Below are 25,029 nucleotides of genomic sequence, written 5' to 3'. Positions count from 1 at the left end.
GAGAAGAATGGATCTTCCTGGTAACTGGGCGATAAGGGCCCCGGCCAGACCAGACGTAAGATTTTCAACTTTAAAGGAAAATCGTATGGCTGACAAAATGGTTTGGCTCATCACTGGCATAAGCAGAGGCCTTGGCGTCCATTTGGTTCATGTGGCTTTGACTGCTGGCCAGCCGTGGTCGCTCGATTTGCAGCCGAGGGCTACCGAGAACAAGGCCAGGGTTCTTCTCGAGCAAGTGAGCGCCTACCGCTCACTGTCATCCTCACTGACACACGATGAAGCCTGATTTGAAGTAGCCGAATGCAATGACATTTTCCGTCCATGGGCAAGCCCGTCGTAGTGGCTGTTTTGTCAGTGGATGACCCTGTGCGCATAGAAGTGCGCCCCGCGAACAATTTTTCAGGAGTTTATCCATAGACAGCGATAAGCCAGAATCCAATTCAAGTTCTGACTTTTTCGAAACATTTGGACGCCGCGAATTTGTGGCTAAAACCACGCTTGCAAGTGTGGCATTGGCGATCGGTGCTTCGACGTGGGCAGGCGCCTCAGTCCCCTCCTCCACAATCCGACTACCAACAAGCCCGTCGAGAGGACCTGGAAAAATGAGTAAACGTTATCCAGGCAATCTGCAGGTTTCAGCCATCGGTGCCGGCTGCATGAGCATCAGTGCAAACTATGGCCCACCGGCTGATATCGACCAAGGGATCAATACCCTGCGAACAGCTTATTCATTTACGCCTCCATTGGATCTGCTCGGCCCCTGCCTCCCTGAGAGATAGACCATAATCCTCTCTGCAGAGCACATGTATTCTGCCAACCTAGCAGTGCTTTTGCATCTGATTCGACTAAGTCGGCACCGCACCAATGGCGAGACGCCCAGCCGACGTTGCGATCTTACTGTTGTGGAGACAATTGGCATTCGGTGGTTTGTACGGATCATTTCCGCGCAGCAAGCAATCCGGACGCGCCGGCAGTTTGGGCAGGTGCCGAATCAGCTGGATGATATGGATGAGGCCGTAGCCCGCCACCGTCCCTCTTCCCACTCAACCTCAAGCTACATCCTGCCTGGGCAAGATCTCACCTCTCCAGTTGCAACAGCGCTTTCGACCAGTAGACTGCTTTCCTAGAACACTTTTGACCTTGAGCATCGACTCACCATTGCAACCCTCTCGCTGGGCAGCGCCCCAGTCAGACCAGTAGCAAGCACATAAGGATTTGTATGGCCGGTATCAAAATGACCCACGCTTTCGACCGGAATGGCATCAAATGGGTTGCAGATGACTATGCCAAGGGCATGGGCGCAGAACCACTGCACTGTGAGCGCTGCGATGTCACTGTGAGCCACGTCCCTTCGTACACCAAGGACTATTACGATAAGCCCTCGCGTGTCCGTGCCTTTTTCCGCTTGCAATCCAACGGCGCGCATGGCCCCAACTGCCGCTTCGGCGTCGACAAGGAAATCATTGAGGTAGCCAAGACCTCCGAAGGACTGGTCGAAAGCGTGCAGAAAAATCGCTATCGGATGCGCCTGGTCGCAGTGAAAGAAGAGCTGGAATCGAGCGCAAGGCAATCAAGGGACAGCGCCGGCGACAGAACACCCAGCGTGTCAAAACGCTACACATCGACTTCTGGTCGGCTTTCCGCCTACATTAACACTGCACTTCGCGTCCTCAAGCTGCGCGCACTATGTGATGAAGACCACGACATCGAGCAGCACCTAGAACTACTATTCGAGGGAAATACCACGGTGGCGTGGAACCAGTTCTACTTCGATCACGCTCGGCAAATGGCGGCCCACTACACCGTCTCACACAACACAACCCAGTACCCCATAGCCATCCAAGGTCGAGTCGGCAAGATCAGCCGAGCCATTAAGGACGATCCGACACGGAACGTCCTCAACCTTCAAAAGCTCAAGGTCTCCCAGGATCCCAATGAGCCAACCAACGGCATCAGCCTGGAAGTGAGCGTCTGGGGCGCCAAAGCAAGCTGGTTTGACGGGCTGAATGAAGACGACGAGGTCATCGTCTTCGGCTTGTGGAAATCCCCTATCCCGGGCCAGACCAAGGCTACGAAGGAGGGGTATTTCAAGACATACACTAACCGGCGCCTAACTCTGACACTGGCCGTGAAATCTCAAATCACCAAAGTCTGATCATTATGGTGTTCCTGCGCTTCAAATAGGAGTGCTTGGGCTCTTCTTTGTCGCCAAAAAACGGCTATCGCAAGCGCCTGATAGATCCAAGCTTGAAGTCGACAAGTAGAAAGAACGAAGTCCCAGTACACCAGTGGTAAAATCCTTGTGGAGCTAAGGCAACCACCCAGCCGATCCCAGTGCCGCTCGAATCGCGCTGGGCTTGCCATATGCAATGGTACGTTTGTCTTCGAACTTCTTCGAGCTGACAAAGCCTCGGCCCCGCAAGGCCTCGACCAAACGTCGATCTTCACCCGCTGATGGCAGCACCACTTTTCCCGATTTAGCAAGTTTTAGGTACGCGCTATCAAGGAGGTCAAGGGCCGGTATTATCTGCTCCCAGGCGCCATTCAGCGCCAGCGCCTGAATAACAACCTCCACGCGCCCTTCTCGCTCCAGGTCGCCTGCCTGGGCGATCTGAACGAGCACACCCAGGTAGTCAGCCTTGAAACGTGCGCCTTTAGCGCTGGCGCGACCGCACACCTTGGCCAGCTCCGCTGTTGCGCCTTCGCAGGTGGCATAGGCATCAAACGGGATACCCGCCCACATCCGAAGCGTATCTTCCAGTGTGGCCCTGCCGTTCCGGCTGACTTCATGCACCACGCTGATCGGCAGTGCGTCCAGATCAAGCAAGTCCCGTGCAACCGTCCACCGTTGCCGAATATAAGCACCCTCCAAATTGCTGGCTGCGCTGACAAGCGCAGAGTGGATCTCAGGTGTATAGGGAACGGTGCTGTTATAGGCAATGTAGGCCCAGCGGGTGGCAGTGATGTTCGAGCTGAGCACGACTTCCGGCGACAGGTTTACGCCTTGGAATACCGACCGCAGCGTCGTATTGCTGATGGTTGCGCTTTGGAGCAAGAAGCGTTGTAGTGCTCTTTGGTCATCTTCATCACCCTCCCACAGCATCTTACCCAACGCTTCAGAGTGTCGATTGACGTGTTGCAGGAATGCCCCCTGAATGGCAGCCAGCGCCTCGATATTGGCCCTGTTTGCCTCAGTTGCCTCAGCACTTTCATCAGGACGATACCTGCGCTCGAGGAAGGCCCAGGCCGCAGCGCTGACAGGTTCGATCCTATCGTCCTCCAGAAGACTGACCCAGAGCGAACGGGGTATCGGTTCGAGATCAGAGATTTTGCAGTCCGTGAGGGCCAGTAATGCCTCCATCTGCTCTTGATCCGGCTGACGATAATTCAACAGCGTCACAAGCGAGCTTTCGGATTCAGGCAGTATTTGCTGCTGGCTCAGCAGCTCATCTACAAATGCATCTGGCGCCTGCTTAACTTGTTCAGCGAATCCAGCCAGCTCGAGCGAAAGCAAGCCCTGATATGTGACGGGGCTGTCTTTCAGAGTGTTATTAGTCAGCCGTACCATCACCAATTTCAGCATTGGAAGAGAAAGCTTGAGGCACCTTAGTTCGACCAGCTTGCGTAGTGTCGTTGCGTCGGTCGTTTCGTTGAGGCTGTCGAATTGGGCAGGCTTGCTTCTCAGCCACTTCCAACCATTAGCCGGGTTCTCAAGCTGCGGGACGAGCTCAGCAACGTTGGGCAAGGCATTGATCGCTTTGAGCAGCAACCCCTGTCGATCCTTCATACCTGCTATCTGCTCTTCTGTCAGGGTATCCAAAACGGCGCAGATAAGACCGGCTCTCGTGTGATTGGGTTGAAAGCGCTCGGCTTTGAGCAACTGGAGAATCAGGTTCTGATCGATTTCCAGAAGGGCTTGGATAGTGCGCGTCTTGCCATCACCAGGTGCTGCGACAACAAGCTCCATTGCTTCGGCGAACCGTTCTAGACGGGGGTATGCGCTCCCGAAAATCGTCGCGAGCTTTAGCCTGGCTTGTTCGACGAATTGGGTGTCACGATGGCGCGCCAGGGTCTCGATCACATTGGCAATCAACCCTCGGCCGGCGGCCATAGAGTCGACGTCGAGCTTGCTCAAAACGCGTTCTGGATCGTCCAGCACCGTGGCCACGTCCAGCACTTCGCCCCTGGTCATCGCCAAGATGAAGTTCTTGTCGGCCTGGGTGATGGAACCCTCGTAAAAATATCCAAGATAGTCAACATAATCCGTATCGAGTAGCCCTTTGCGCATCAGGTAGATGACCACTTCAAGGCCCTGGAGCCCCGCAGCCACCACATCGCTGTACCCATCCTTTACAGCCTCACGAAAAGGGATGGTCTTAAGGCGCGTCACCTGCTTAAGAAGCTGGGTGATTCTTTCTTCAATGCCATCGAGTGACTGCTCGAGTCGTGCTACCCGAGCTTCGTAGTTCATTGCCTTGAGCAATTGCTTGGGAACGACGTATTCGCCCTGCTCATTTCCATATGACTGATTGGAGATGAACATGGATTGGACTCGCCCTGCGCCAGTAATCGACGCGAATGTCTCATCCTTCACAAAGTCGAGCAGCGTGCAGGTTGCTCCATGGTCACTCTTGATCCTGTTAGCATTCGGACGCTTGCCTTGCTGAATGATCTCGAACCACACGCACGCCCGGAGGTGATCCAGGCTTTGTGCAACCTTGCCTTCCCTTTCATCAAGGCGGGATCGCAGCTGTTCGATTTCCTGCTGATGCACACTGACTTCCCGTTTGACCCAGCCAGGAAAGTCCTCGAGCACTTTATGGATTGCTCCCCGGCGCTTGATCAGCTCAGCATAGGCCTCGGGATGAAGATTCCTAAGCACCACGATTGCAAAAAGCTTGTTCGGGTTGAGCTCCAAGCCGTCATTTGCCAGAAGATTCGAATAGATATCGTATTCATTGACAATGTTCTTGATGAGCCTCATTTCATCTATGTAATAGCAGACCGTCTCAACCATGGCCGGATCCAGCTTGGCGCCAAGCACGACGTTTCCTACCGTTCTGCTTCGCATGAGCTCGTTCAGCTTTTCACGCGAGTTCTCAGAGTTGACTACCGGGATGATCGGGATGATGAGATCAAAGAATTTGGTCTTGTCAGTAACGGTGAACAGCTCATCGCGGATGGCGTAGATGAAATGCACTGGACGACGCACCTGGGGGGACTGGCGAATCGTGAAGTTGATTTCGCGTAGGCGAAAGAAGATGTCTTGAATATCGAAGCGATCCAGGTCTTCAATCACTACGACCCGAATGTCGCTTCGCTCGAAGCAATAAATGATCTCGTCGACGTTCTTGTGTAGTACAGATCCATGGTGTGTTGCTTCAAGCTTCCCACCCTTGAGCGTCAGGCCGTCGATACTGAACATTGAGATGAATCTAAGCCCTGCGTACAGCAGATAGATTCCACTCCCAAGGATGCATCCGATGGCCAACCACTCTGGAATCGCATTTAGGCCGTCGATCAGCCACTTCGCTTCAACGTCTGTACGCTTCTCGATCGTAGGAAGGCAGAAGCGCAGAACGCTGGCCAACAGGCAAATCAGCAACACGGTGTGCAGATAGACCGCGAGCCCGGATGCCTGAACAATACGTTTGAGTCGGGTTTTGGGTAGCTTGGAAGCCGGCACCGAATAGAGCAGCTGCTGCACTATGGTCTCTTCGATCCGATTCATAAGGTCAGGCGTCGCAGGAGTAGTCGCTACGCTCGCTTGCGGGACGGCTGTTGCCTCACCAGCTGATTCGATCAACGTACTAAATTTGCTGGGCGATGGTTTGGTTTCGCTGAAGGTCGCTAGGGACACCAGGGCGTGCGGGAATTCTGGATGCCGCTCCAAAAACGTCTTGAGCACACTGCTCTTGCCTGCCCCGTAGCCGCCAGTGACTGCGATGTTGAGGACTTCCTTATTCTGAAGACCTTTGAGCAGCTCCTCCTCATAGCGCTTGAATCCCTTGTCCTCCAACAGTACAGGAGTCAACGGCTCGAACGAACCGAGGGAGTTTGGCGGCCGCCGCGCAGCGCTGAAGGCGGCTACTGCGGCTCGACTGCCGATGGACAGCGCTATCCAATTGCGTTTGATACGACTCAGCATTGATCGATACATCGGCCCTGACCCTGACTTCCATCCTGAAACGTCGATACGGGACATGGGGATTGGAACACCCCACCTCTCCATTGGATTCGGAGAATACCATGGCGGCGATATGCCATTCCTAATCACCTAAGCCTTGTCGAAGGCATTAGGTGGAAGGGGCCCAGCGCGCCAGATCTAGAGTTTTTCCAATCCTACCAAGGCTTGCTTGAACATCCCTGACAGTCTCTGGGTCTCCCGGCTTGCAAGCTCCCGATGGGCATTGCCCAGCATGGTTGTCAGCCGGTCTACCTGCTCCGGCAGCTCGCCTACCCTGCCCGGTGGCTCATCGCCTCGCTGGAGGCATCTGCATGCATGACAATCAGCGCTGAAATCCTTTGCCGACAGGCCCGTAGTTCCCGATTGGTCTCATCCAGCTCATGGCAGAGCAATACCGGTTACTGTCGTAGCATTTCGAACTTGGTGGGGAGCAGACCGAAGCCTGAGTCTTCGAGGGTTTTCATGGAAAATGCCGATACTGTTCTTACGTACAGCATCTAAGGCAATGCCAAAGTCTGCAAGCGCGCCACCTCTATTCTCGATGTGGTGCGGCATGGCTCACCTAGGAGCCAGGTTATCTGGAATTGCAGATCGAGGCTGTCGGCCTGCTGACTTATGCATGCCAGCAGGTCGAGCAGACGTATCATCGTGCGCCCCGCGTCCCTCCATGGCTGTGCTGCCCACCAATTCGGGCTTTCTCGGCCTTGTCAGTTGCCACCTTGGCATTTGGTTCGCCTTTGCGTCCGGCTTCTTTAACTTTTTGAGGGTCGTCGGAAAAACCGTGATGCGGTTCTTGTCGTTTGGTCATGGCTTGTCTTCTTTAAGTAAAATGTCGTCACCTTTGTTGGATCGGTATGTCTAACCTTCGTCCCGTTGGTACGACCAACGGAGCTTAGCCACCCGTTACATCCAGGTGCAGAGCAAAAGACAAAAGGAGCGGCCATGGATCTCATATTTCTTGGCACTTCAGCAGGCGTTCCTTCCCGCAATCGAAATGTGAGTGGCACCGCGCTCATCGAATCCTCCGGCAAGGGTTGGTATCTGGTGGATTGCGGTGAAGCTACCCAGCATCAAGTAATGCGCACCCCATTGTCTTTACGAGAGCTTCGCGGGTGCTTCATAACCCATGTACATGGCGATCATTGCTTCGGTTTACCCGGCTTGCTGGCCAGCGCTGGCATGTCGGGGCGTCTCGAGCCCCTCGATATAGTGTTGCCGGCCGCGCTACATGAGTGGGTGCGCCTCAGCTTGACCGTCAGCAAGTCCTGGCTGCCCTTCGAATTGCATCTGCATGCGAGCGAAACCTTCACCGGCTGGCAAAATGACAATGTTCATGTCGACACCGTTGCCCTCTCCCATCGTGTTCCCTGCCATGGCTATGTATTTGCCGAATCAGATCCTCATCCGCGCCTGGATATACAACGTCTGGAGGCCGAAGGTATTCCTCGTGGCCCCCTTTGGGGCGAGCTGGCGCATGGACATGACGTTGAGCATGCCGGATGTATATTTCGAGCGGAGCAATATTTGCGTCCTGCGCGACCCGCTCAACGCATCATCATCTGTGGCGATAACGATACTCCCCAATTGCTGGCGGAGGTGGTTGCCGGTGCGGATGTGCTCGTGCATGAGGCGACGTTCACTCAGGCACTAATCGATCGCACTCGCGAGAGTTATGGGCACAGCAGTGCCGCCGCCGTGGCGCGTTTTGCCGAGTCGATGCGCATTCCCAATCTGGTTCTTACCCACTTTAGTGCGCGCTATCAATCCAATCCCGAGCGAAGCCCGTTCATTGGAGACATCCGCGAGGAAGCAGCGGCATATTTCACCGGCGAGTTAATCCTGGCGCGTGATCTGCAACGTTACCACCTCGACCGGGATGGTCGCCTGAAAATGGCCATTGGCCGTCTGCCGCAATAGCTCTTGCACATATTGAACAAGCCCGCTGCACAGATTGAAATGCCCTCTGCGGCGCTGTTCACAAGCATCGCAATGTCATCCCAAACGACCTACACCCACTCGCGGCCCCACATGCCATAGCGATCAACCTAAGTCGAGAGCCGCAATTCTCCCGGTCGGGCATCGCTCGGGCGTCAACAGAACGTTATTTTTTCAAAACACGGCAAAACATCTCCCAACCGCTAATCAGTCAGTTCGGTTTTTTGACACTTCCCCGATATGCGGTCACAACTTTTGCCCTCCGCTGGGTCATAACACGATAGCTGTCGATGGAATATTGGCATCTACCGAGGTATTCGCCTGATACGGAGATAAGCTCATGATTTTCAATGTACAAAATTATGGCGCCAAAGGAGATGGCATCACTGACGACACGGCGGCGATACAAAGCGCAATTGATGCGGCGGCCGCTGCAGGCGGTGGGCAGGTGTATATGCCCACCGGAACTTATATCGTTTCGGGAGGTGAGGAACCCTCCGACGGTTGCCTGATGCTCAAGAGCAACGTCTACCTGTACGGCGACGGCATGGGCGCAACTACCGTCAAGGTGGCTGACGGTTCCGACACCAAGATCACGGGAATCATCCGCTCCGCCTATGGCGAGGAAACCCACGACTTCGGCGTCAGCAACCTCACCATCGACGGCAACCGTGACAGCACCACGGGCAAGATCGACGGTTGGTTCAACGGCTACATTCCCGGCGAAGCAGGCTACGACTCCAACGTTACCCTCGACAGCGTCGAGATCAAGGATTGCTCCGGGTACGGTTTCGACCCCCACGAGCAGACCGTCAACATGGTCATCAAGAACAGCGTGTCCCACGGCAATGGCCTGGACGGCTTCGTGGCTGACTTCCTCAGCAACAGCACCTTCGAAAACAACATCGCCTACGACAACGACCGCCACGGTTTCAACATCGTTACCAGCACCCACGATTTCACCATGACCAATAACGTCGCCTACGACAACGGCGGCAATGGCATCGTGGTGCAGCGCGGCAGTGAGGACATCCCCTCCCCCACAAACATCACCATCACCGGTGGCGAGGTGTACGGCAACGGCGCCGAAGGGGTGCTGATCAAACTGTCCAGCGAGGTGATCGTCAGCGACGTCGATATCCACGACAACACCAGCGCCGGGATACGCATCTACGGCAGCAACCACGTCGAGATCATCGACAACACGCTTAACAATAATTCCCTGGGCAGCCCCGTACCGGAAATCATCATCCAGTCCTACAACGACACCCTGGGCGTGTCCGGCATGTACTTCAACGGCAGCGATAACACCATCCAGGGCAACATCATCATCGGCAGCGACCTGTCGACCTATGGCGTCGCCGAACGCAACGAAGACGGCACTGATCGCAACGCCATTATCGGCAATACCATCAGCCACACCAGCAAGGGCGCCACGCTGGTCTATGGTGACGGCAGCTACGTCAGCGACACGGTGCCGATGATCACCGTGCAAGGTACGGCTGGCAATGACACCCTGCTGGGCAGCGCCGCCAGCGAGATTTTCTACGGCGGTGCCGGCAACGACACCATCAATGGCGGGGCCGGTGGCGACATTCTGGTGGGTGGCGCAGGCATCGACAAACTCACCGGTGGTACCGGCGCCGATACGTTCCGTTTCGCCGCTCAGTCCGACAGTTACCGCAACGCAACCGCAAGCTTCGATGACACCATCACCGACTTCGACGTCACCCAGGACAAGATCGACCTCGCCGGCCTCGGTTTCACCGGCCTGGGCAATGGCCGCGGCGGCACCCTGCAGATCAGCTACAGCGCCAGCAGCGACCGCACCTACATCAAGGACTACGATGCTGACGCCAGCGGCAATCGCTTCGAGCTGATTCTCTCGGGTAACCTGACCAGCACCCTGACGGCCAATAACTTCATCTTTAATCGAGTGATCACCGGCACCAGCGGCAGCGACTCGCTGCTGGGTAGCGATTCGGCCGACACCCTCCTCGGCCTGGCGGGTAACGACAACCTCAGTGGCGGCGCGGGCGACGACAAGCTCGACGGCGGCGCAGGCATGGACACCCTCACCGGTGGCTTTGGTGCGGACATCTTTGTGTTCTCCAATCGCCTGGACAGTTACCGCAACTACAACACCGGCGGCGCCAACCTTGGCGACCTGATCACCGATTTCGATATCACCGCCGACAAGATCGACCTCTCGGCCATAGGTTTCACCGGCTTGGGGGACGGCAAGAACAACACCGTGTACGTGGTGCTCAACAGTGCCGGCACCAAGACTTACATCAAAACCCTGACCGCCGACGCCAATGGCAACCGCTTCGAAGTGGCACTGGACGGCAACTACCTCGGCAAGCTGACCAGCGCCAACTTCGTCTTCGCCACGTCGTCACCGACCAACCAGGCGCCGGTGCTGGCCACGCCGCTGCTGGATCAGAACGCGACCGAAAACACCCCGTTCAGCTACGCAGTGCCGGCCACCAGCTTCACCGATCCGAATAACGACAGCCTCAGCTACACCGCGACCCTGGCCGATGGCAGCGCCCTGCCCGCGTGGCTGAGCTTCAATGCCACCAACCTGACCTTCAGCGGCACGCCGACCAGCACCGCGTCCGGCAATTACAACGTGCTGGTCAACGCCACGGACCCGACCGGTGCATCGGTCAGCGATAGCTTCGCCCTGGTCGTGGCCGATGCGCCCGCCAACACCATCACCGGCACCAACAATGCCGAAACCCTCAACGGCACGGCGGGCGCCGACCTGATCCTCGGCCTCGGTGGCAACGACACAATCAAGGCCGGCACCGGCGCGGACATCGTCGACGGCGGCGCCGGACGCGACTCGCTGTACGGCGGCGACGGTGCCGACACCTTCCGCTACACCAACGCACTCGACAGCTACCGCGACTACGACACGGGTGGTATCACGGCCACCGACACGATTTATGACTTCACCGCGGGCGTCGACAAGATCGATGTTTCGGGCCTGGGCTTTGTCGGCCTCGGCGATGGCAGCAATGGCACGCTGTACATGACGCTCAACGCGGCCGGCGACAAGACCTACATCAAGTCCGCCGAAGCGGATGCCGATGGCAATCGTTTTGAAATCGCCCTCAACGGCAACTACCTCAACACCCTGAGCGCCAGCGACTTCGTGTTCGGCGAGAGCACCCAGCAGGACATCCTCTACCTGCCCACCCTCGGCCAATCCAATGCACGCCTGCTGCGCATGACGGAGGACGACAATCAGTCCGGCACCTCGATGCTGGTCAATGACCTGGACCGCTACACCCCCTATGACGTGCGCAGCCAGTTCACCGATGCCAATGGAAACGGCATCGACATCGCGGTGGGCGGCAGCACGGTCACCGGCCTGTCGACGCTCAGCGCCGAGGAACTCAATTTATGCTGGTGGCTGACCGACACCAACCAACCCGGGCCTGCGCTGTTGCGCGCCGTGACGCTGCTGCGGGAACAACTCACCGAACTCCAATCCATCAATAACGTCACCATGGGCATCATTTGGGGCCAGGGCGAGGAAGCCGCCCAGGAGATCGCCCGCGCCACGGACAAAGCAGCGGCAGCAGCGGCCTACAAGGCCGCGACCCTGAAGGTGTTTGATTACCTGCATGCCCAGTTCGGCAACTTCAGCGTGTACTTGATGGAGACCGGTCATTACGAACAGGACGCGGCGCGTGCCCGTGGTTATTCGGAGGAAAAGATTGCCTCCATTGTCGAGGGGGTTGGCTATGTCCGCGCTGCCCAGGAAGCCATCGCCGCCGAGCGCGCCGACGTCAAGCTGGCGGTGGACTACACCGACCTCCCCTTGCGCCACGAAGTCGATCCACTGGCGTATCCCGACGACGTCTGGCACCTGCACGAGGAGTCGGCGGAGATCGTCGGCCAGCGCCTGGCCGACTACATTGCCAATGACCTTGGCTTCCAAGGCAACCCCGGCGACAACAACAGCGTGCAGGACATTTTCGACAACGCCCGGAACATGATTTCCGGTACCGACCAGGCGGATACCCTGGTGGGCGGTTCGGGCAACGACACGCTGGATGGCCACTTGGGCGCCGACACCATGACCGGTGGCGATGGCAACGACATCTATCTGATCGATAACGCGCTCGACCGCGTGGTGGAAACCAACACCTCGACCTCGCAGATCGATACGGTGCAGGCCTCGGTCAGTTGGGCCCTGGGCGCCAACCTCGAGAACCTGGTGCTCACCGGCGTGTCGGACATCAACGGCACCGGCAATGAGCGGCACAACTTCATCACCGGCAATGCCGCCGATAATGTGCTCAATGGTGCCGCAGGGGACGACAGCATGAGCGGCGGTGATGGCAACGATACCTACTATGTCGACAACGCCGACGACGCAGTGATCGAGACCAACAGCAATGCCGTTTCTGGAGGAGTCGACAGTGTGCACAGCAGCTTGGCCGCCTATACCCTCGGCAACAACGTCGAGCGTCTGTATATCGATAGCACTGGCGCCGCCAATGGCACGGGCAACGCGTTGGACAACACGCTGTTCGCCGGAGCCGGCAACAACGTGCTGGACGGGCGCGATGGCAATGACACGGTGTCCTTTGAGCGCGCCCTGTCCGGTGTCACCGCAAACCTCTCGACGTCCGCGCAACAAAACACCGTGAGTTCCGGGCTCGACACCTTGAAATTCTGCGAAAACCTGACGGGAAGCGCCTACGCCGACAATCTGTCTGGCAACAGCGCCGCGAACGTTCTGAACGGTGGTGCGGGCAACGATTCGCTGGTGGGCGGTTCGGGCGATGACCGGCTGATCGGCGGTGCAGGCACCGACAACCTCACCGGTGGCACTGGGGCGGATACCTATTCGTTTGGTGCGCTGTCGGACATGGGCGTCGGGGCTTTGCGCGATGTGATCAACGGTTTCAAGAGCACCGAGGGCGATCTTCTGGATTTCACCGGCTTGGACGCCAACCCGCTGACCACCGCTGTCGACGCCTTCACCTTTATCGGCAGCAACGCCTTCGACCCAGCCAACGCCACCGACCAACTGCGCTTTGCCGATGGCATTCTCTACGGCAGTGTCGATACCGACGCTACCCCCGAGATCGAAATCCAACTGGTGGGCGTCCAGGCGCTGCACGCCAGCGACTTTACAGCCTGAGTCAAGCCCATATCCTGTGGGAGCGGCGATCCGACTTGCCCGCGAAAGCGGCGGCACATTCAACATGGATGCTGATTGACCCACTGCTTTCGCGATCAGGTTCGCTTGGACCCGGCCACGCTTTCGTTGATCGCCAGAAGCAATCTGCCCAGCCAGTTGGGCCGCATTGCACTCGGCCTGGAAAAGTTTGTTGAGCGGAACGTAGCCTTCACGGGCCAAATCACGGAAAGATTCTGTATATCCTTCGACCTGTAAATAATGCAACTCATTAGCCCCTTCGTGCCTACCATTCTCTACCCAGCCCACGTAACGCTCGATCAGAATGGCGTCGCCGATGTTCTTTCCCTTGCAGTTATGGGGCGCATTTGATTACAGCACGCTCAGCTACAGTCGTCTAAGCGTCATCATCTGTCCCTATCTTCTTTGAGGCTGCGAATAACGCCTCGATGCGACCGAAAAACTCATTTACTGCCTCACCCAGTAGTCAACTCCATGATCTACGTCAGAGTGGGCCCTTCGGGTTGCTTCTAAAGTTCACTCAGGCACCGAAAGCTTCGGAGAAAAGAGGTGTATCGGCTGCTTCGCCATAGTCCACGCGAAATGGCGTAGACCCTGACGATTTTTTCAGGTAGGCACCAAGCTTCTTAGCCGCAGGTGTGCACCAAATTCGGATTCAGCTTCGCTGAAATGATCCAATACCAACGCTCTGGATCAAGGCTCAGTGTTGGCGGTGTTGGGTATCTGCCCCTTTTAACAACCGGCGCATTTGCCCGCTTGGAGACCTGTCAATGAATGCCTTGAAAGTCGCTGCCAGTGATGCGGTTCGAGATTGTTTCCGTACTGCCCGTCAAATCGTCTCCCTCGACCAGACCGACTACACCGATGTCGCCGTTGCCGTGCTCTCGGTGGATGATTTGGCGGCCGGGGCGCTGGATTCCATCAAACGTACCGGCTTCGACATCCCGATCTTCCTGGTTGCCGCCCATAGTCGCGGCAATCGTTCTTTGGAAGTCTACAAGCAACTGCAGGATGTCATTTTGCAGGTCAATGGCGTCTTCGACTTGACCAGCAATAACACCGAGTACTACGGAAACCAGCTGGAGACGGTAGCCAAGGCCTATGAAGAGAGCCTGCTGCCGCCGTTCTTCGATTCGCTCAAGCATTACACCGAGGCGGCCAACGCCACCTTTGCCTGCCCGGGTCACCAGGGTGGCCAGTTCTTTCGCAAGCATCCGGCCGGCCGACAGTTCTTCGAGTTCTTCGGCGAGACTCTGTTCCGCGCCGACATGTGCAATGCCGACGTCAAGCTGGGCGACCTGCTGATCCACGAAGGCCCGGCGCTGCAAGCGCAAAAACATGCTGCCAAGGTTTTCAATGCCGACAAGACCTACTTCGTGCTCAATGGCACCTCAGCGTCCAACAAAGTGGTCACCAACGCCCTGCTAACCCCGGGTGACCTGGTCCTGTTCGACCGCAACAATCACAAGTCCAACCACCAGGGCGCGTTGCTTCAGGCCGGTGCTACGCCGGTCTACCTGGAAACCGCGCGCAACCCTTATGGTTTCATCGGCGGGATCGATTCCCACTGCTTTGAAGAAGACTATCTTCGCCAACTGATCACCGAGGTTGCCCCGGACAAGGCCCAACTGCCAAGGCCATTTCGCCTGGCGATCATCCAGCTCGGCACCTATGACGGCACCGTCTACAACGCCCGCCAGGTGGTTGAACGCATCGGCAAACTGTGCGACTACATCCTGTTCGACTCGGCTTGGGTTGGCTACGAACAATTCATCCCGATGATGAAGGACTGCTCGCCCATGTTGCTCGAGCTGGATGAGAACGACCCTGGCATCTTCGTCACCCAATCGGTACACAAACAACAGGCCGGTTTTTCCCAGGCCTCGCAGATCCACAAAAAGGACCGCCACATCAAGGGCCAGCCACGCTACTGCAATCACGCGCGGCTGAACAACTCCTTCATGGCCCAGGCCTCCACCAGCCCGTTCTACCCACTATTCGCCTCGCTGGATGTGAATGCGCGCATTCACTCGGGCCGCAGTGGCCTGCGCCTGTGGGACGACTGCGTGAAGTTCGGCATCAACGCACGCAAGCTGATCCTGGAAGCCTGCACCCTGGTTCGCCCATTCGTACCGGACACAATCGACGGGCGCCGTTGGCAGGACCACCCAACCGACGCTATCGCCAGCGACATCCGCTTCTTCGAGTTCCACCCCAAGGACCGCTGGCATGCCTTCCCCGGTTATGCCGACAAGCAGTACTTCATCGACCCTTGCAAGCTGCTGTTCACCACACCCGGCATCGACCCGGTGGACGGCAGTTACACCGACTTCGGCATCCATGCCGGCATCCTGGCCAACTTCCTGCGCCAGAATGGCATCGTTCCGGAAAAATGCGACCTTAACTCCATTCTGTTCCTGCTCACCCCTGCCGAAGACTGGGCAAAGATGAACCACCTCGCGGCACAGATCGCCCGCTTCGAACGTTTCATCCACGATGACGCGCCGATGAGTCGGGTGCTACCGGCCATTTACGCGCTGTACGAAGAGCGCTATCGCGACTACACGATCCGCAAACTCTGCCAGGAAATGCACGACCTGTACCGCAGCCATAACGTGCAGCAGTTACAGAAGGACATGTTCCGCAAGGAACACTTCCCGAAAAAGGCCATGAACCCCCAGGCCGCACAGATCGAGTACATCCGCGGCAATGTCGAACTGGTGCCGCTGGCCGACGCCAATGGACGCATCGCCGCCGAAGGTGCGTTGCCCTACCCGCCGGGCGTCTTGTGCCTGGTGCCCGGAGAGATTTGGGGTAGTGCAGTACTCAAGTATTTCCTGGCCCTGGAAGAAGGCATTAACCGCCTGCCCGGCTTCACCCCTGAACTTCAGGGCGTCTACCTGAAACACGAAGGCGGTCGAACCCGCGCCTACGTTTACGTACTCAAGGCCTGATGCTGCGCTCAAGGAGATACGCATGAGTCACTCGCAAACCCGATTTCCTGTCGATTTGATGCAGCGCTTCCCCGTGCTGATCGTGGCCAACATCCAGGAACATGACAGCAGTATCATTCTGCGCAGCGCCCAGGCGATTGCTGCCGCCCTGCATGAACATGAATTGGAGGTGGAGCTGGTCGGGTCGCTGGAAGAGGCCGAAATCGCCGTCAGCGCCAACTCGGCCTACTGCTGCGCGATCATCGGTTGGGGCCTGTGCGAAAACAACCAGGACCAGGCGCTGCAGTTGATCCAGCTCATCCGTCAGCGCACGGCGCAGCTGCCGATCATGCTCGGCATGAGCCGGGCGCATCAGGGCCGGGTGCCGCTGGCGTTCGTGGAGAACATCGACGGTTTTATATGGCAGCCTGAAGACAGCCCCGAATTCATCGCCGGGCGCATCGAAGCCGCCGCCCGCCGCTACCTCGACAGCATCCTGCCACCGTTTTTCGGCGCCTTGGTGAATTTCGCCAGTACCCATGAATATTCTTGGCACACCCCGGGCCATACCGGTGGTACCGCCTTCATGAAGACTGCAGTGGGGCGCGCATTTCTCGACTTCTACGGCGAACAGATGCTGCGCTCGGATCTGAGCGTTTCGGTTAGCGAGCTGGGCTCGCTCAACGACCATTCCGGCCCGATCGATGAAGCAGAAAAATATGCCGCGCGGGTGTTTGGCGCTGACTTCACGTTCTTTTCCGTGGGTGGCAGCTCCGCGAGCAACGAGATCGTCCTGCACTCGGCAGTGATCGATGGCGATGCCGTGCTGGTCGACCGCAATTGCCACAAGTCATTGAACTATGCCTTGAACATGTCCGGCGCAGTGCCGCTGTACCTGCGTCCACGGCGCAACGCGCGCGGCCTGATCGGCCCGGTGCCACGCACTGAGCTGACTCCCGCTGCCGTCGCGCAGAAACTCACCGAAAGCCCCTTGGCAACCAACAAGACTGCAAAACCTGTGCTGGCAGTGCTGACCAACTCGACCTACGACGGCCTGTGCTACAACGTGCAGACCACCACACGCGAGCTGAGCCAGAGCGTCGACCGCATTCACTACGACGAAGCCTGGTACGCCTATGCTCGCTTCAACCCGCTGTACGAAGGGCGTTACGGCATGCACCGTGGCGAACGGCATGCCGACGACGCCACGGTGACCGTCACCCACTCCACCCACAAGCTGTTGGCAGCGCTGTCCCAGGCTTCGATGATCCATGTTCGTTCCGGAAAAGTGCCGGTCAAACCGGCCCTGTTCAACGAAGCCTTCATGATGCACACCTCGACCTCACCGCAATACAGCATCATCGCCTCGACTGATGTCTCGGCGAAAATGATGAACGATGCCGGTGGCTACCTCACCGATGAGTCCATCAGCGAAGCCATTGCCTTTCGCCAGGCCATGGTGCGCCTGAGCAAGGAAATACAACAGCGCAACGCCAAGGACTGGTGGTTCGGTGTATGGCAACCGGACCAGGTCGACGGGGTGCCTTTTGCCGACGTCGATCCCGACGTCCTGCGCCACAGCGACGCCTGGTTGCTCAAGCCGACAGCCACCTGGCACGGTTTCGGCGACCTGGGCAGCGACTACTGCATGCTCGACCCGATCAAGGTCACGGTGCTCACGCCGGGGCAGACCCTCGAAGGCCAGATGGAGAACAGCGGCATCCCGGCGCCGTTGGTATCGTCCTTCCTCTCCAGCCGCGGCATCGTGGTGGAAAAGACCGAGCCCTATTCGATCCTGCTGCTGTTCAGCATGGGCGTGACCAAAGGCAAATGGGGCTCGCTGGTGGCCGGCCTGATGGAGTTCAAGAAACATTACGACGACAACTCGCCACTCGAACAGGTGATGCCTGTCCTGGTCGACAGCCATGGTGACCGCTACAGCGGCATGGGCCTCAAGGACCTTGCCGAAGAGATGCACCAGGACATGCTGGCCACGAAAATGCTGCACAACATGGATGCGGCCTACACTCTGTTGCCTGACCCGGTGTCTTCGCCAAGGGACACCTACGCCAAACTGGTTAGAGGCGAAATCGAACAGATTGCCGTGCGCGACATGCAAGGCCGCACCGTGGCCATGCAGATCGTCCCCTATCCACCTGGCATTCCGTTGATGATGCCTGGCGAGAAGGCCGGCGCCGACAAAAAAGCCATCGTCGACTATCTGTTGGCGATGGAGGCCTTCGACGGCCGCTTCCCCGGTTTCGAACATGACAACCATGGTGTCGAGATCGAACGCGATAGCCTGGGGCGGCCCACCTACAAGGTTTATGTGGTCAAGCAGTAAAGATTACCCCCTACCTGGTGGCAGGCATAACGTCACCTGCCCCAGGGTCAACTATTTGAACAGGGCAAGGAGGTTTGCGATGGCTGATTCAAGCAACAAAATGGGCCTGATGGGGCTCACGACGCTGGTAACAGTCAACATGATGGGCTCGGGTATCATCATGTTGCCGACCAACATGGCTCAACTGGGTGCTGTCTCGCTGTTGTCGTGGATCTTCACGGCCATCGGCTCGATGGCCATCGCCTACTGCTTTGCCCAGTGCGGCGTCTTCTGCTCGCGTTCCGGCGGCTTGTCCGCGTACACCGAAGAAGCCCATGCGAAGTCGGGTTTTTTCCTCTGCTCGTACCTGTACTTCCTGTCCCTGGCCATCGCCAACGTGGCCGTGGCCATCTCGGCGGTGGGCTACATGAGCACTTTCATGCCTTGGCTGGGCAGTGGTGCCATCCCGCTGTGCATCGGCACGATCGCGCTGATCTGGCTGACCACCGTTGCCAACTTCGGTGGCCCCAGCATCACCGGCAAGATCGGTGCTTTCACGGTGTGGGGCGTGATCATTCCGGTAGCGGGCCTGAGCATCATCGGCTGGTTCTGGTTCAAGCCCGAGGTGCTGGCCGCCGCCTGGAACCCGAACAGCCTGCCAATCTCCGAGGCCATCAGCAAGGCCATCCCCCTGACCCTATGGGCCTTCCTGGGCATGGAATCGGCGGCCCAGGCCACCGATGCCGTGGAAAACCCCAAGCGCAACGTGCCGCTGGCTTGCTTGTTGGGCACCCTGGGTGCAGCTGTGATCTATGTACTGTCAACCACCGTCATCCAGGGCATCATCCCCAACGCTGATCTGGCCAAATCCTCGGCGCCCTTCGCGCTGGTCTATGCCACGATATTCAGCCCGATGGTGGGCAGTATCGTCATGGCCCTGGCGGTCATGGCCTGTGTCGGTTCGCTGCTGGGCTGGCAATTCACCCTGGCGCAAACAGCCAAGATGACGGCCGACCAAGGTTTGTTCCTCAAGCTGTTCAGCAAGGTCAACTCCATGAATGCGCCCGTTGTCGGCATGATCGTCTGCGGCGTGCTGCAGACCCTCATGGCCCTGGCGACCATCTCACCCGATGCCGCCGCCCAGTTCAGCAAGCTGGTCAACCTGGCGGCGGTAACCAACCTGATCCCCTATATAACCGCGCTTACCGGCCTGCTGGTGATCATGTACAAGGCCGCGGTCTCGCCGGCGATCTACTCACGCAACGTGGTGGTACTGATCATTGCGATGGCGTACTCCTTGTACGCCCTGTATGCCTGCGGCAAGGATGCAGTGATGGGCGGCACACTGGTACTCGCCTTCGGCTACCTGCTCTACGGTTTCCTCGCCAAGCGTTTCACCGACATGCCGCCAGCCGCCCAGGCCAGGGCCGGCAATCTTTAGGCGTGGCATTCAGGACTGCACAGACTTCTGCATAGGGATACCAGACATGAACGTACCATTTGCAAATACCACCAGCCTGCTGCTTGCCTTCGCGCTCTCGACGCTGCCGCTAGTGGCCGGCGCCAACACTCTTGAACGCGTGCGCAGCAGCCACACCTTCACCCTAGGCTACCTGCCAGAAATGGACCCCTTCAGCAAGCAGGAAGGCGACAAGGCCAGCGGCTACGCCATCGACCTGTGCCTGAAGATCGCCGACAAGCTCAAGAGCGAACTGGGCCTGCCCGACCTGCAACTGCGCTATCAGCCCGTCAAGGTCGCCGAGGAGACCAGTGCCGTGAATCTGGGCAAGGTCGATATCCTTTGCACGCCGACACCGGCGACCCTGGAGCGGCGCAAGATGGTCAGCTACTCCATACCGATCTACACCGCCGGTCTTTCGGTCGTGGTGCGCAAGGATGCCGCCGAGCCGCTGCTCAATGTGCTCAACGGCGAAGTCGCCTACAGCGGCCCGACCTGGCGTGCCAGCATCAACCGCGGCCTGGCCAACCACATCTATGCCACTATTGAGGGTGGGGTAACCGAAGACTGGATTCGCGAGCAGATGCGCCTGCTCGGCGTGGTCGCCTCGCTGGTGACCGTGGCCAACAACGATGAAGGGATTAAACTGGTCGCCGAGGGCAAGGCTGATGCCTTCTTCTCCGAGCGCATGCTGTTGAGAAACGAAATGGCCAAGGACGACACTGCCAAGAACCTGATGCTTCTGGACCGCATCTTCGAGTATGCCCCGGTGGCCATGATCGTGGAGCGCAACGATGAGGACTTCCGCCTGCTGGTCGATACGGCCTTGAGCGAAGCCTATCGTTCGGGCGCCATCGAGAAGGCCTACGACAAATACCTGGGCGGGACCAACGATATCGTGAAGAAGCTGTTCAAGGTTTATGCTTTGTTGCCCTAGCGACCGCACTGCAATGAACAAGGCCGCCGTGGGTGGCCTTGGCATGCAAACCGCTGATTTATATGGATCGGCGACATAAGCTATCTCTACAACTCGAAGAGCGGTTTGACTGCATCCCTGAACGTAGTCCAGATCTGCCAACCCAGCACGCCAGTCAGATTATCGATCTGCTGCAACATAAGTGGGCTCGTTAAGCCTCGCCGCATCTACGCGTTTGACTTTGCTCGGGAACGTGCCTCCAAAGCTGCATGAGCGCCAAAGAAGCAAGACTCGCGATAATGAGCGCAAGCAAGCTTACTCCAATGCTCAGCCCCCAAAAGTCGATCAAGTAACCTGTTAACACCGGGATCACCCCAGCGGGCACATAACCCCCCATGTTGAACACTGCGTTGGCCTCGGCTCTGCGCTGCGCAGGCACGCGGTCAGCAATAAGGGTCAGTCCACCTAACTGGCCCAATCCTTGACCGGCGCCTGCCAACAAGGCGGAAACGATCAGCCATGGAGCGGAACCGGTTTTCAGTGCGATCCACACGAAAATCATTGAGAAGACAGTGCCGATCCCGCTAAGCGAAAACACGGTACGGCCGCTGTATCGCTTCGCCCCAAACTGCACGCCCACGGCGACGAGGAACATTGAAAAGGCCATACAACCCGTGACAAGGGGACTATTCACGCCTAGAAAAGTCGCTATCAGCTTGGGGCCGAGCGACAAGATGAATGATGTCGAAGTTATTCCAGGGCCGAAGAACGCTATCCCCAATAGCACGATGCCGAGGTTTTCCTTAGCGACGGTGGGCAAGTGTGGTTTAAACGTACCGCCCCCAAGCTTCTGGTTCTTTTGATTGAGTAACGCTAGGAGTGCCATGCACAAAATCGCGATTTCCACTCGGAAGACTGTGTGGATCGGGTTCGGAAGATATTGCGCAACGACCCCTGCCAATAGCGGCCCGGTGCCCGCTCCGGCCACCATCGCGACAGATGCCATTAGCGAAGCAAAATGCTTGCGATGAGGCTGAGCATGCTCGACGACATTCGCCATACCCCCAGATACAACGAGGCCCACCGAAACGCCGGTGAGGAAGCGTGCGAGCATCAAGACGCCGATGCTGTGCGCTTGGTCGAACAGAATCGCTGCAATGATAGCCAGCCCCACACAGGGTAGAAGCAAGGCTTTGCGCCCGTAGTGGTCGGACAGCTGCCCAGCGACGGTGAGCGTTAGAAGAAGACCGATGATGTAGCAGGCAAAAATTACGGTTAGCACTCCCGACGCGAAGCCGAGGGACTGCTGCCAAAAGCTGTAGAGTGGCGTAGCGGCATTTGAAAGTATAAAAATCGCGGTCACGATCCACGCTGTACGGTACACAGCCATTGAGCTTTGTATGGGATGGGAACTGCTCATTTGGTGAAGGGCCTCTCAGTGGCAGGAATTCAATTCGGAGCCCAGAGTAGAGACATGTTTCGTGATGGCCCATTCATCAAAGTCACAAAGCGGATGTGAAAAAATTCACAGCCCCTGTGCCTGCACTAATCCCTCCATGATGAAATCAAGCACTGCCCGGATTTTTAGAGAGCTGCGTAAATCTTCATGAAACGCGAGCCAGATGGGTAGCTCCAGCGGTGTGTGATCCATATCTACCCTTGCCAGCCCATATTCTTTGCCTAAAAAATCCGGAAGGAAAACTATGCCAGCATTGCCTACGGCAGCTAATGCCTGGATGCGCAGATCGTTGCTGGTGACGGAAAGCGGTCTTCCTTCCAGCCGATCCAGGAGCCATTGCTGCTGTACCGAATCGCCCATGCTACGGTCGTAGCCTATGAACTCGAACGCTTCAGGTTCACGTTGGCTAATGTAGTCCTCGCTAGCATGAGGGTAAAAACGCAAGGAGCCGAGACTTTTGGCGACGATACTCTGTTCATCCGGCCTGCTGAAGGTAATGGCAATATCGGTTTCTTTCCTTGCCAACGACGCAGTGGACTTGGCCCCGACGAGCGTCAGCTGCAACCGGGGATAACGCTCGCGCAATACCCCAAGTCGCCGAGCTACCAACGTTCCGAGGTATGCAGGAGGTGCAGACAAGATCACCACACCCTCAACACGGCTTTCTCCCCCGTCAGCAAATCGCCTGAGCGCAAGTGACGCAGACTCCATCTGCGCTGCATATTCACCTACCCTTACACCCTCCTCGGTCAGTTGGTAGACACGGCCCCTACGATCTACCAGCTTCATGTCCAAAGAGGCTTCAAGGGCAGCTATTCGGCGAGCCACAGTCGCGTGCTCCACCCCCAGCGAGCGAGCCGCAGCGGCTAAGGAGCCCTCATGAACAAAGGCAAAGAAAAAACGGAGGCTGTCCCAGTCAAGCATATTGGTCATCAGGGTGTGGTTAGGAGTGGATTTACAGCGAGCGAAAAACGTAGCTTACCGATAAATCAGGTGGTGCTGCCGCATAAAGCCTGGACTTCATTTCGTCCCCGCGTTCTCCGTCCCGCAAGAACCGCTTGGCGATTACAGCGATCACGACGGGCATAGAATATTCAGTCCCTTCCGGGGCCTGTAGAGCAACGGGCAAAATCGCGGGTGATATCAGGGGGACCTTGTCCTTGGGCGCAGCGAACTTCGCCTACGGGGCATCAAAGGACTCTATAGATCTCAGAAATCACCTGCATCGTTGCGTCTTCGATCGTGCCTTCATTACGGCATAGAACCCAGCCGTGATCTGCAATTGCTCGCTCGAACGCCTCGCTACAAGCGACATGTTCTTCCAGCTTATGGATCACAGTACTGCTCAGCCCGCGCCGTCGTGCCGCTGCCCTCGCCCAAGAAATATCAGGGACGGTGACAACCCCGACATGCAGGTCTGGCACTCGCACGTTTCGATCAATGTTCAACTGTAGAATCTCTGCAAACGGGACTATCCGGCGGAACGCGGCATCAGAGGGGTACCAGCGATCGATCAAGATGATGCTGTCTGGTGGCTGCTTAGCCAGTACGTGTTGGGAAATCCAGGTACGGCTATCAGCGAAGCGCTCACAAACCCTCAACTCCAAATCCCGGGTGGGGTTTCTGACAAGTTTGTTCACGAGGGTCATTGTTTCCCCCCTAAAGGGATCGCTTTTTTTCTCGCAAAGTCGGATCACCTTTTTGTTGTCTGCCCTTAGCGCTTTCGTAATGGCTTCCAACAGTGTGGTTTTGCCGGTTCCCTTGGGCCCATCTAGAGAAACAAACAGCGGACGATTCATTTTTCACATAACGATTGATATACGGTTTTTTTTGCCCTGTTCGTTCGCTGGAACCGCTTGGCGCGACTACGCGAATCGAGTGGAGCGCTTTTGAACGATTGATTCCAGTGCTTTATGTTTTCGCTTCAAGGAAAAAGCCCCGCGCGCTGGCCCGTGTCCAGGGTAAGGTAGCCGTTTACCTTCAATAATCAAAATCATCGTCTGCGTCCGGCAAAACCACGGTAAGCACCTAGTGAAGACACCTCCCTGATGCGCATCAGGGGCGGTGCTCTTTACGGCTTGTTACAGCCTTATTCGAGGTGGTAATTGAACCAAATATGGTGCGTTCCATCGGTGTCAATTGTGATCCCTCCTGACCCTGAGATCCCTTTCAAACCCTCCGTACCACTGCCTCCAACGATGCAGAAAAACTCATCTGCACGATCAGTTCCGGTAGTGGAGGCGGAATGAATGAAGTTAAAGGAACCCTCTACCCCATTCACCGTACCTTTGAAGCTCTCCATCGCGATGTAGCTACCCCTTCTTGACGCTTGGTCGAACGCCGCGGTAAAGGCTGTTGAAGAAATACCATCGATAGCGCCTGTATAGGACTTTTCCATGGAGCTGATCGACACGGGTAAGCCTGTTGTAATTTCGGGCGTGAGGATCAGGTCCGTTGGTTTGAAATTCTTGGCGGAAAAAATGGCTCGCGCTTCCATTCGGATCAGTCCTGTTCCATATGAGTTGAGCGGTCATTCTAATGCAAAAGCGCCCTCACGTTGAGAAGTCAGGCCAATGCTGTGGCAGCAGCTGCCCGACCGAGACACCATCTTCAGTTTTTCAGCGATGGCGAC

Annotated in this window: 13 protein-coding genes; 7 read left to right on the top strand and 6 right to left on the bottom strand. The window is 57.2% G+C overall.

Annotated features, from left to right (window positions below; genetic code table 11):
* Positions 1-1,219 precede the first annotated feature (1,219 nt).
* Entirely contained in the window at positions 1,220-2,155 is a 936-nt protein-coding gene (locus LOY56_RS12735) for a hypothetical protein (RefSeq protein WP_258622354.1), read from the top strand.
* A gap of 153 nt (positions 2,156-2,308) precedes the next feature.
* Here the strand turns inward: LOY56_RS12735 and LOY56_RS12730 are convergent, their stop codons facing one another.
* Positions 2,309-6,205 carry a hypothetical protein gene (locus LOY56_RS12730; RefSeq protein ID WP_258622352.1) on the bottom strand — a complete coding sequence of 1,299 codons (3,897 nt, stop codon included), beginning with the start codon at positions 6,203-6,205 and terminating at the stop codon, positions 2,309-2,311.
* Between the two features lie 625 nt (positions 6,206-6,830).
* Complete coding sequence (locus LOY56_RS12725) at positions 6,831-6,995, bottom strand: KGG domain-containing protein (protein ID WP_258622350.1); 165 nt, start codon at positions 6,993-6,995, stop codon at positions 6,831-6,833.
* Between the two features lie 134 nt (positions 6,996-7,129).
* Between LOY56_RS12725 and LOY56_RS12720 the strand changes: the two genes are divergently transcribed.
* The 6 genes from LOY56_RS12720 to LOY56_RS12695 all read left to right on the top strand — a co-directional run bounded on the left by LOY56_RS12720 (position 7,130) and on the right by LOY56_RS12695 (position 20,959).
* Positions 7,130-8,104 carry a ribonuclease Z gene (locus LOY56_RS12720; RefSeq protein ID WP_258622347.1) on the top strand — a complete coding sequence of 325 codons (975 nt, stop codon included), beginning with the start codon at positions 7,130-7,132 and terminating at the stop codon, positions 8,102-8,104.
* Between the two features lie 358 nt (positions 8,105-8,462).
* Positions 8,463-13,289: a M10 family metallopeptidase C-terminal domain-containing protein gene (locus LOY56_RS12715; protein ID WP_258622345.1), complete on the top strand. Its 4,827-nt coding sequence runs from the start codon at positions 8,463-8,465 to the stop codon at positions 13,287-13,289.
* A gap of 788 nt (positions 13,290-14,077) precedes the next feature.
* Entirely contained in the window at positions 14,078-16,261 is a 2,184-nt protein-coding gene (gene speF, locus LOY56_RS12710) for an ornithine decarboxylase SpeF (protein ID WP_258622343.1), read from the top strand.
* A 22-nt stretch (positions 16,262-16,283) separates the two neighbouring features.
* Entirely contained in the window at positions 16,284-18,584 is a 2,301-nt protein-coding gene (locus LOY56_RS12705; protein WP_258622342.1) for an Orn/Lys/Arg decarboxylase N-terminal domain-containing protein, read from the top strand.
* A gap of 79 nt (positions 18,585-18,663) precedes the next feature.
* The gene (gene potE / locus LOY56_RS12700; protein WP_258622340.1) at positions 18,664-20,004 is read left to right on the top strand and encodes a putrescine-ornithine antiporter; all 1,341 of its coding nucleotides are present in this window, start codon (positions 18,664-18,666) and stop codon (positions 20,002-20,004) included.
* A 46-nt stretch (positions 20,005-20,050) separates the two neighbouring features.
* Entirely contained in the window at positions 20,051-20,959 is a 909-nt protein-coding gene (locus LOY56_RS12695) for an amino acid ABC transporter substrate-binding protein (RefSeq protein WP_258622339.1), read from the top strand.
* A gap of 190 nt (positions 20,960-21,149) precedes the next feature.
* On the opposite strand, the gene LOY56_RS12690 is transcribed toward LOY56_RS12695, so the two are convergent.
* The 4 genes from LOY56_RS12690 to LOY56_RS12675 form a co-directional block, all read right to left on the bottom strand.
* Positions 21,150-22,358, bottom strand: coding sequence for an MFS transporter (locus LOY56_RS12690; protein WP_258622337.1), 1,209 nt, complete (start codon positions 22,356-22,358; stop codon positions 21,150-21,152).
* Positions 22,359-22,463: 105 nt separating this feature from the next.
* Entirely contained in the window at positions 22,464-23,330 is an 867-nt protein-coding gene (locus LOY56_RS12685) for a LysR family transcriptional regulator (protein ID WP_258622335.1), read from the bottom strand.
* A 257-nt stretch (positions 23,331-23,587) separates the two neighbouring features.
* The gene (locus LOY56_RS12680) at positions 23,588-24,196 is read right to left on the bottom strand and encodes a dTMP kinase (protein WP_258622333.1); all 609 of its coding nucleotides are present in this window, start codon (positions 24,194-24,196) and stop codon (positions 23,588-23,590) included.
* Positions 24,197-24,486: 290 nt separating this feature from the next.
* Positions 24,487-24,894 carry a DUF3224 domain-containing protein gene (locus tag LOY56_RS12675; RefSeq protein ID WP_258622331.1) on the bottom strand — a complete coding sequence of 136 codons (408 nt, stop codon included), beginning with the start codon at positions 24,892-24,894 and terminating at the stop codon, positions 24,487-24,489.
* Between the last annotated feature and the right edge of the window lie 135 nt (positions 24,895-25,029).

Source organism: Pseudomonas sp. B21-048, assembly GCF_024748615.1.
In the GTDB taxonomy this organism is placed as follows: domain Bacteria; phylum Pseudomonadota; class Gammaproteobacteria; order Pseudomonadales; family Pseudomonadaceae; genus Aquipseudomonas.
This window is presented reverse-complemented; position numbering and strand designations above follow the sequence as displayed.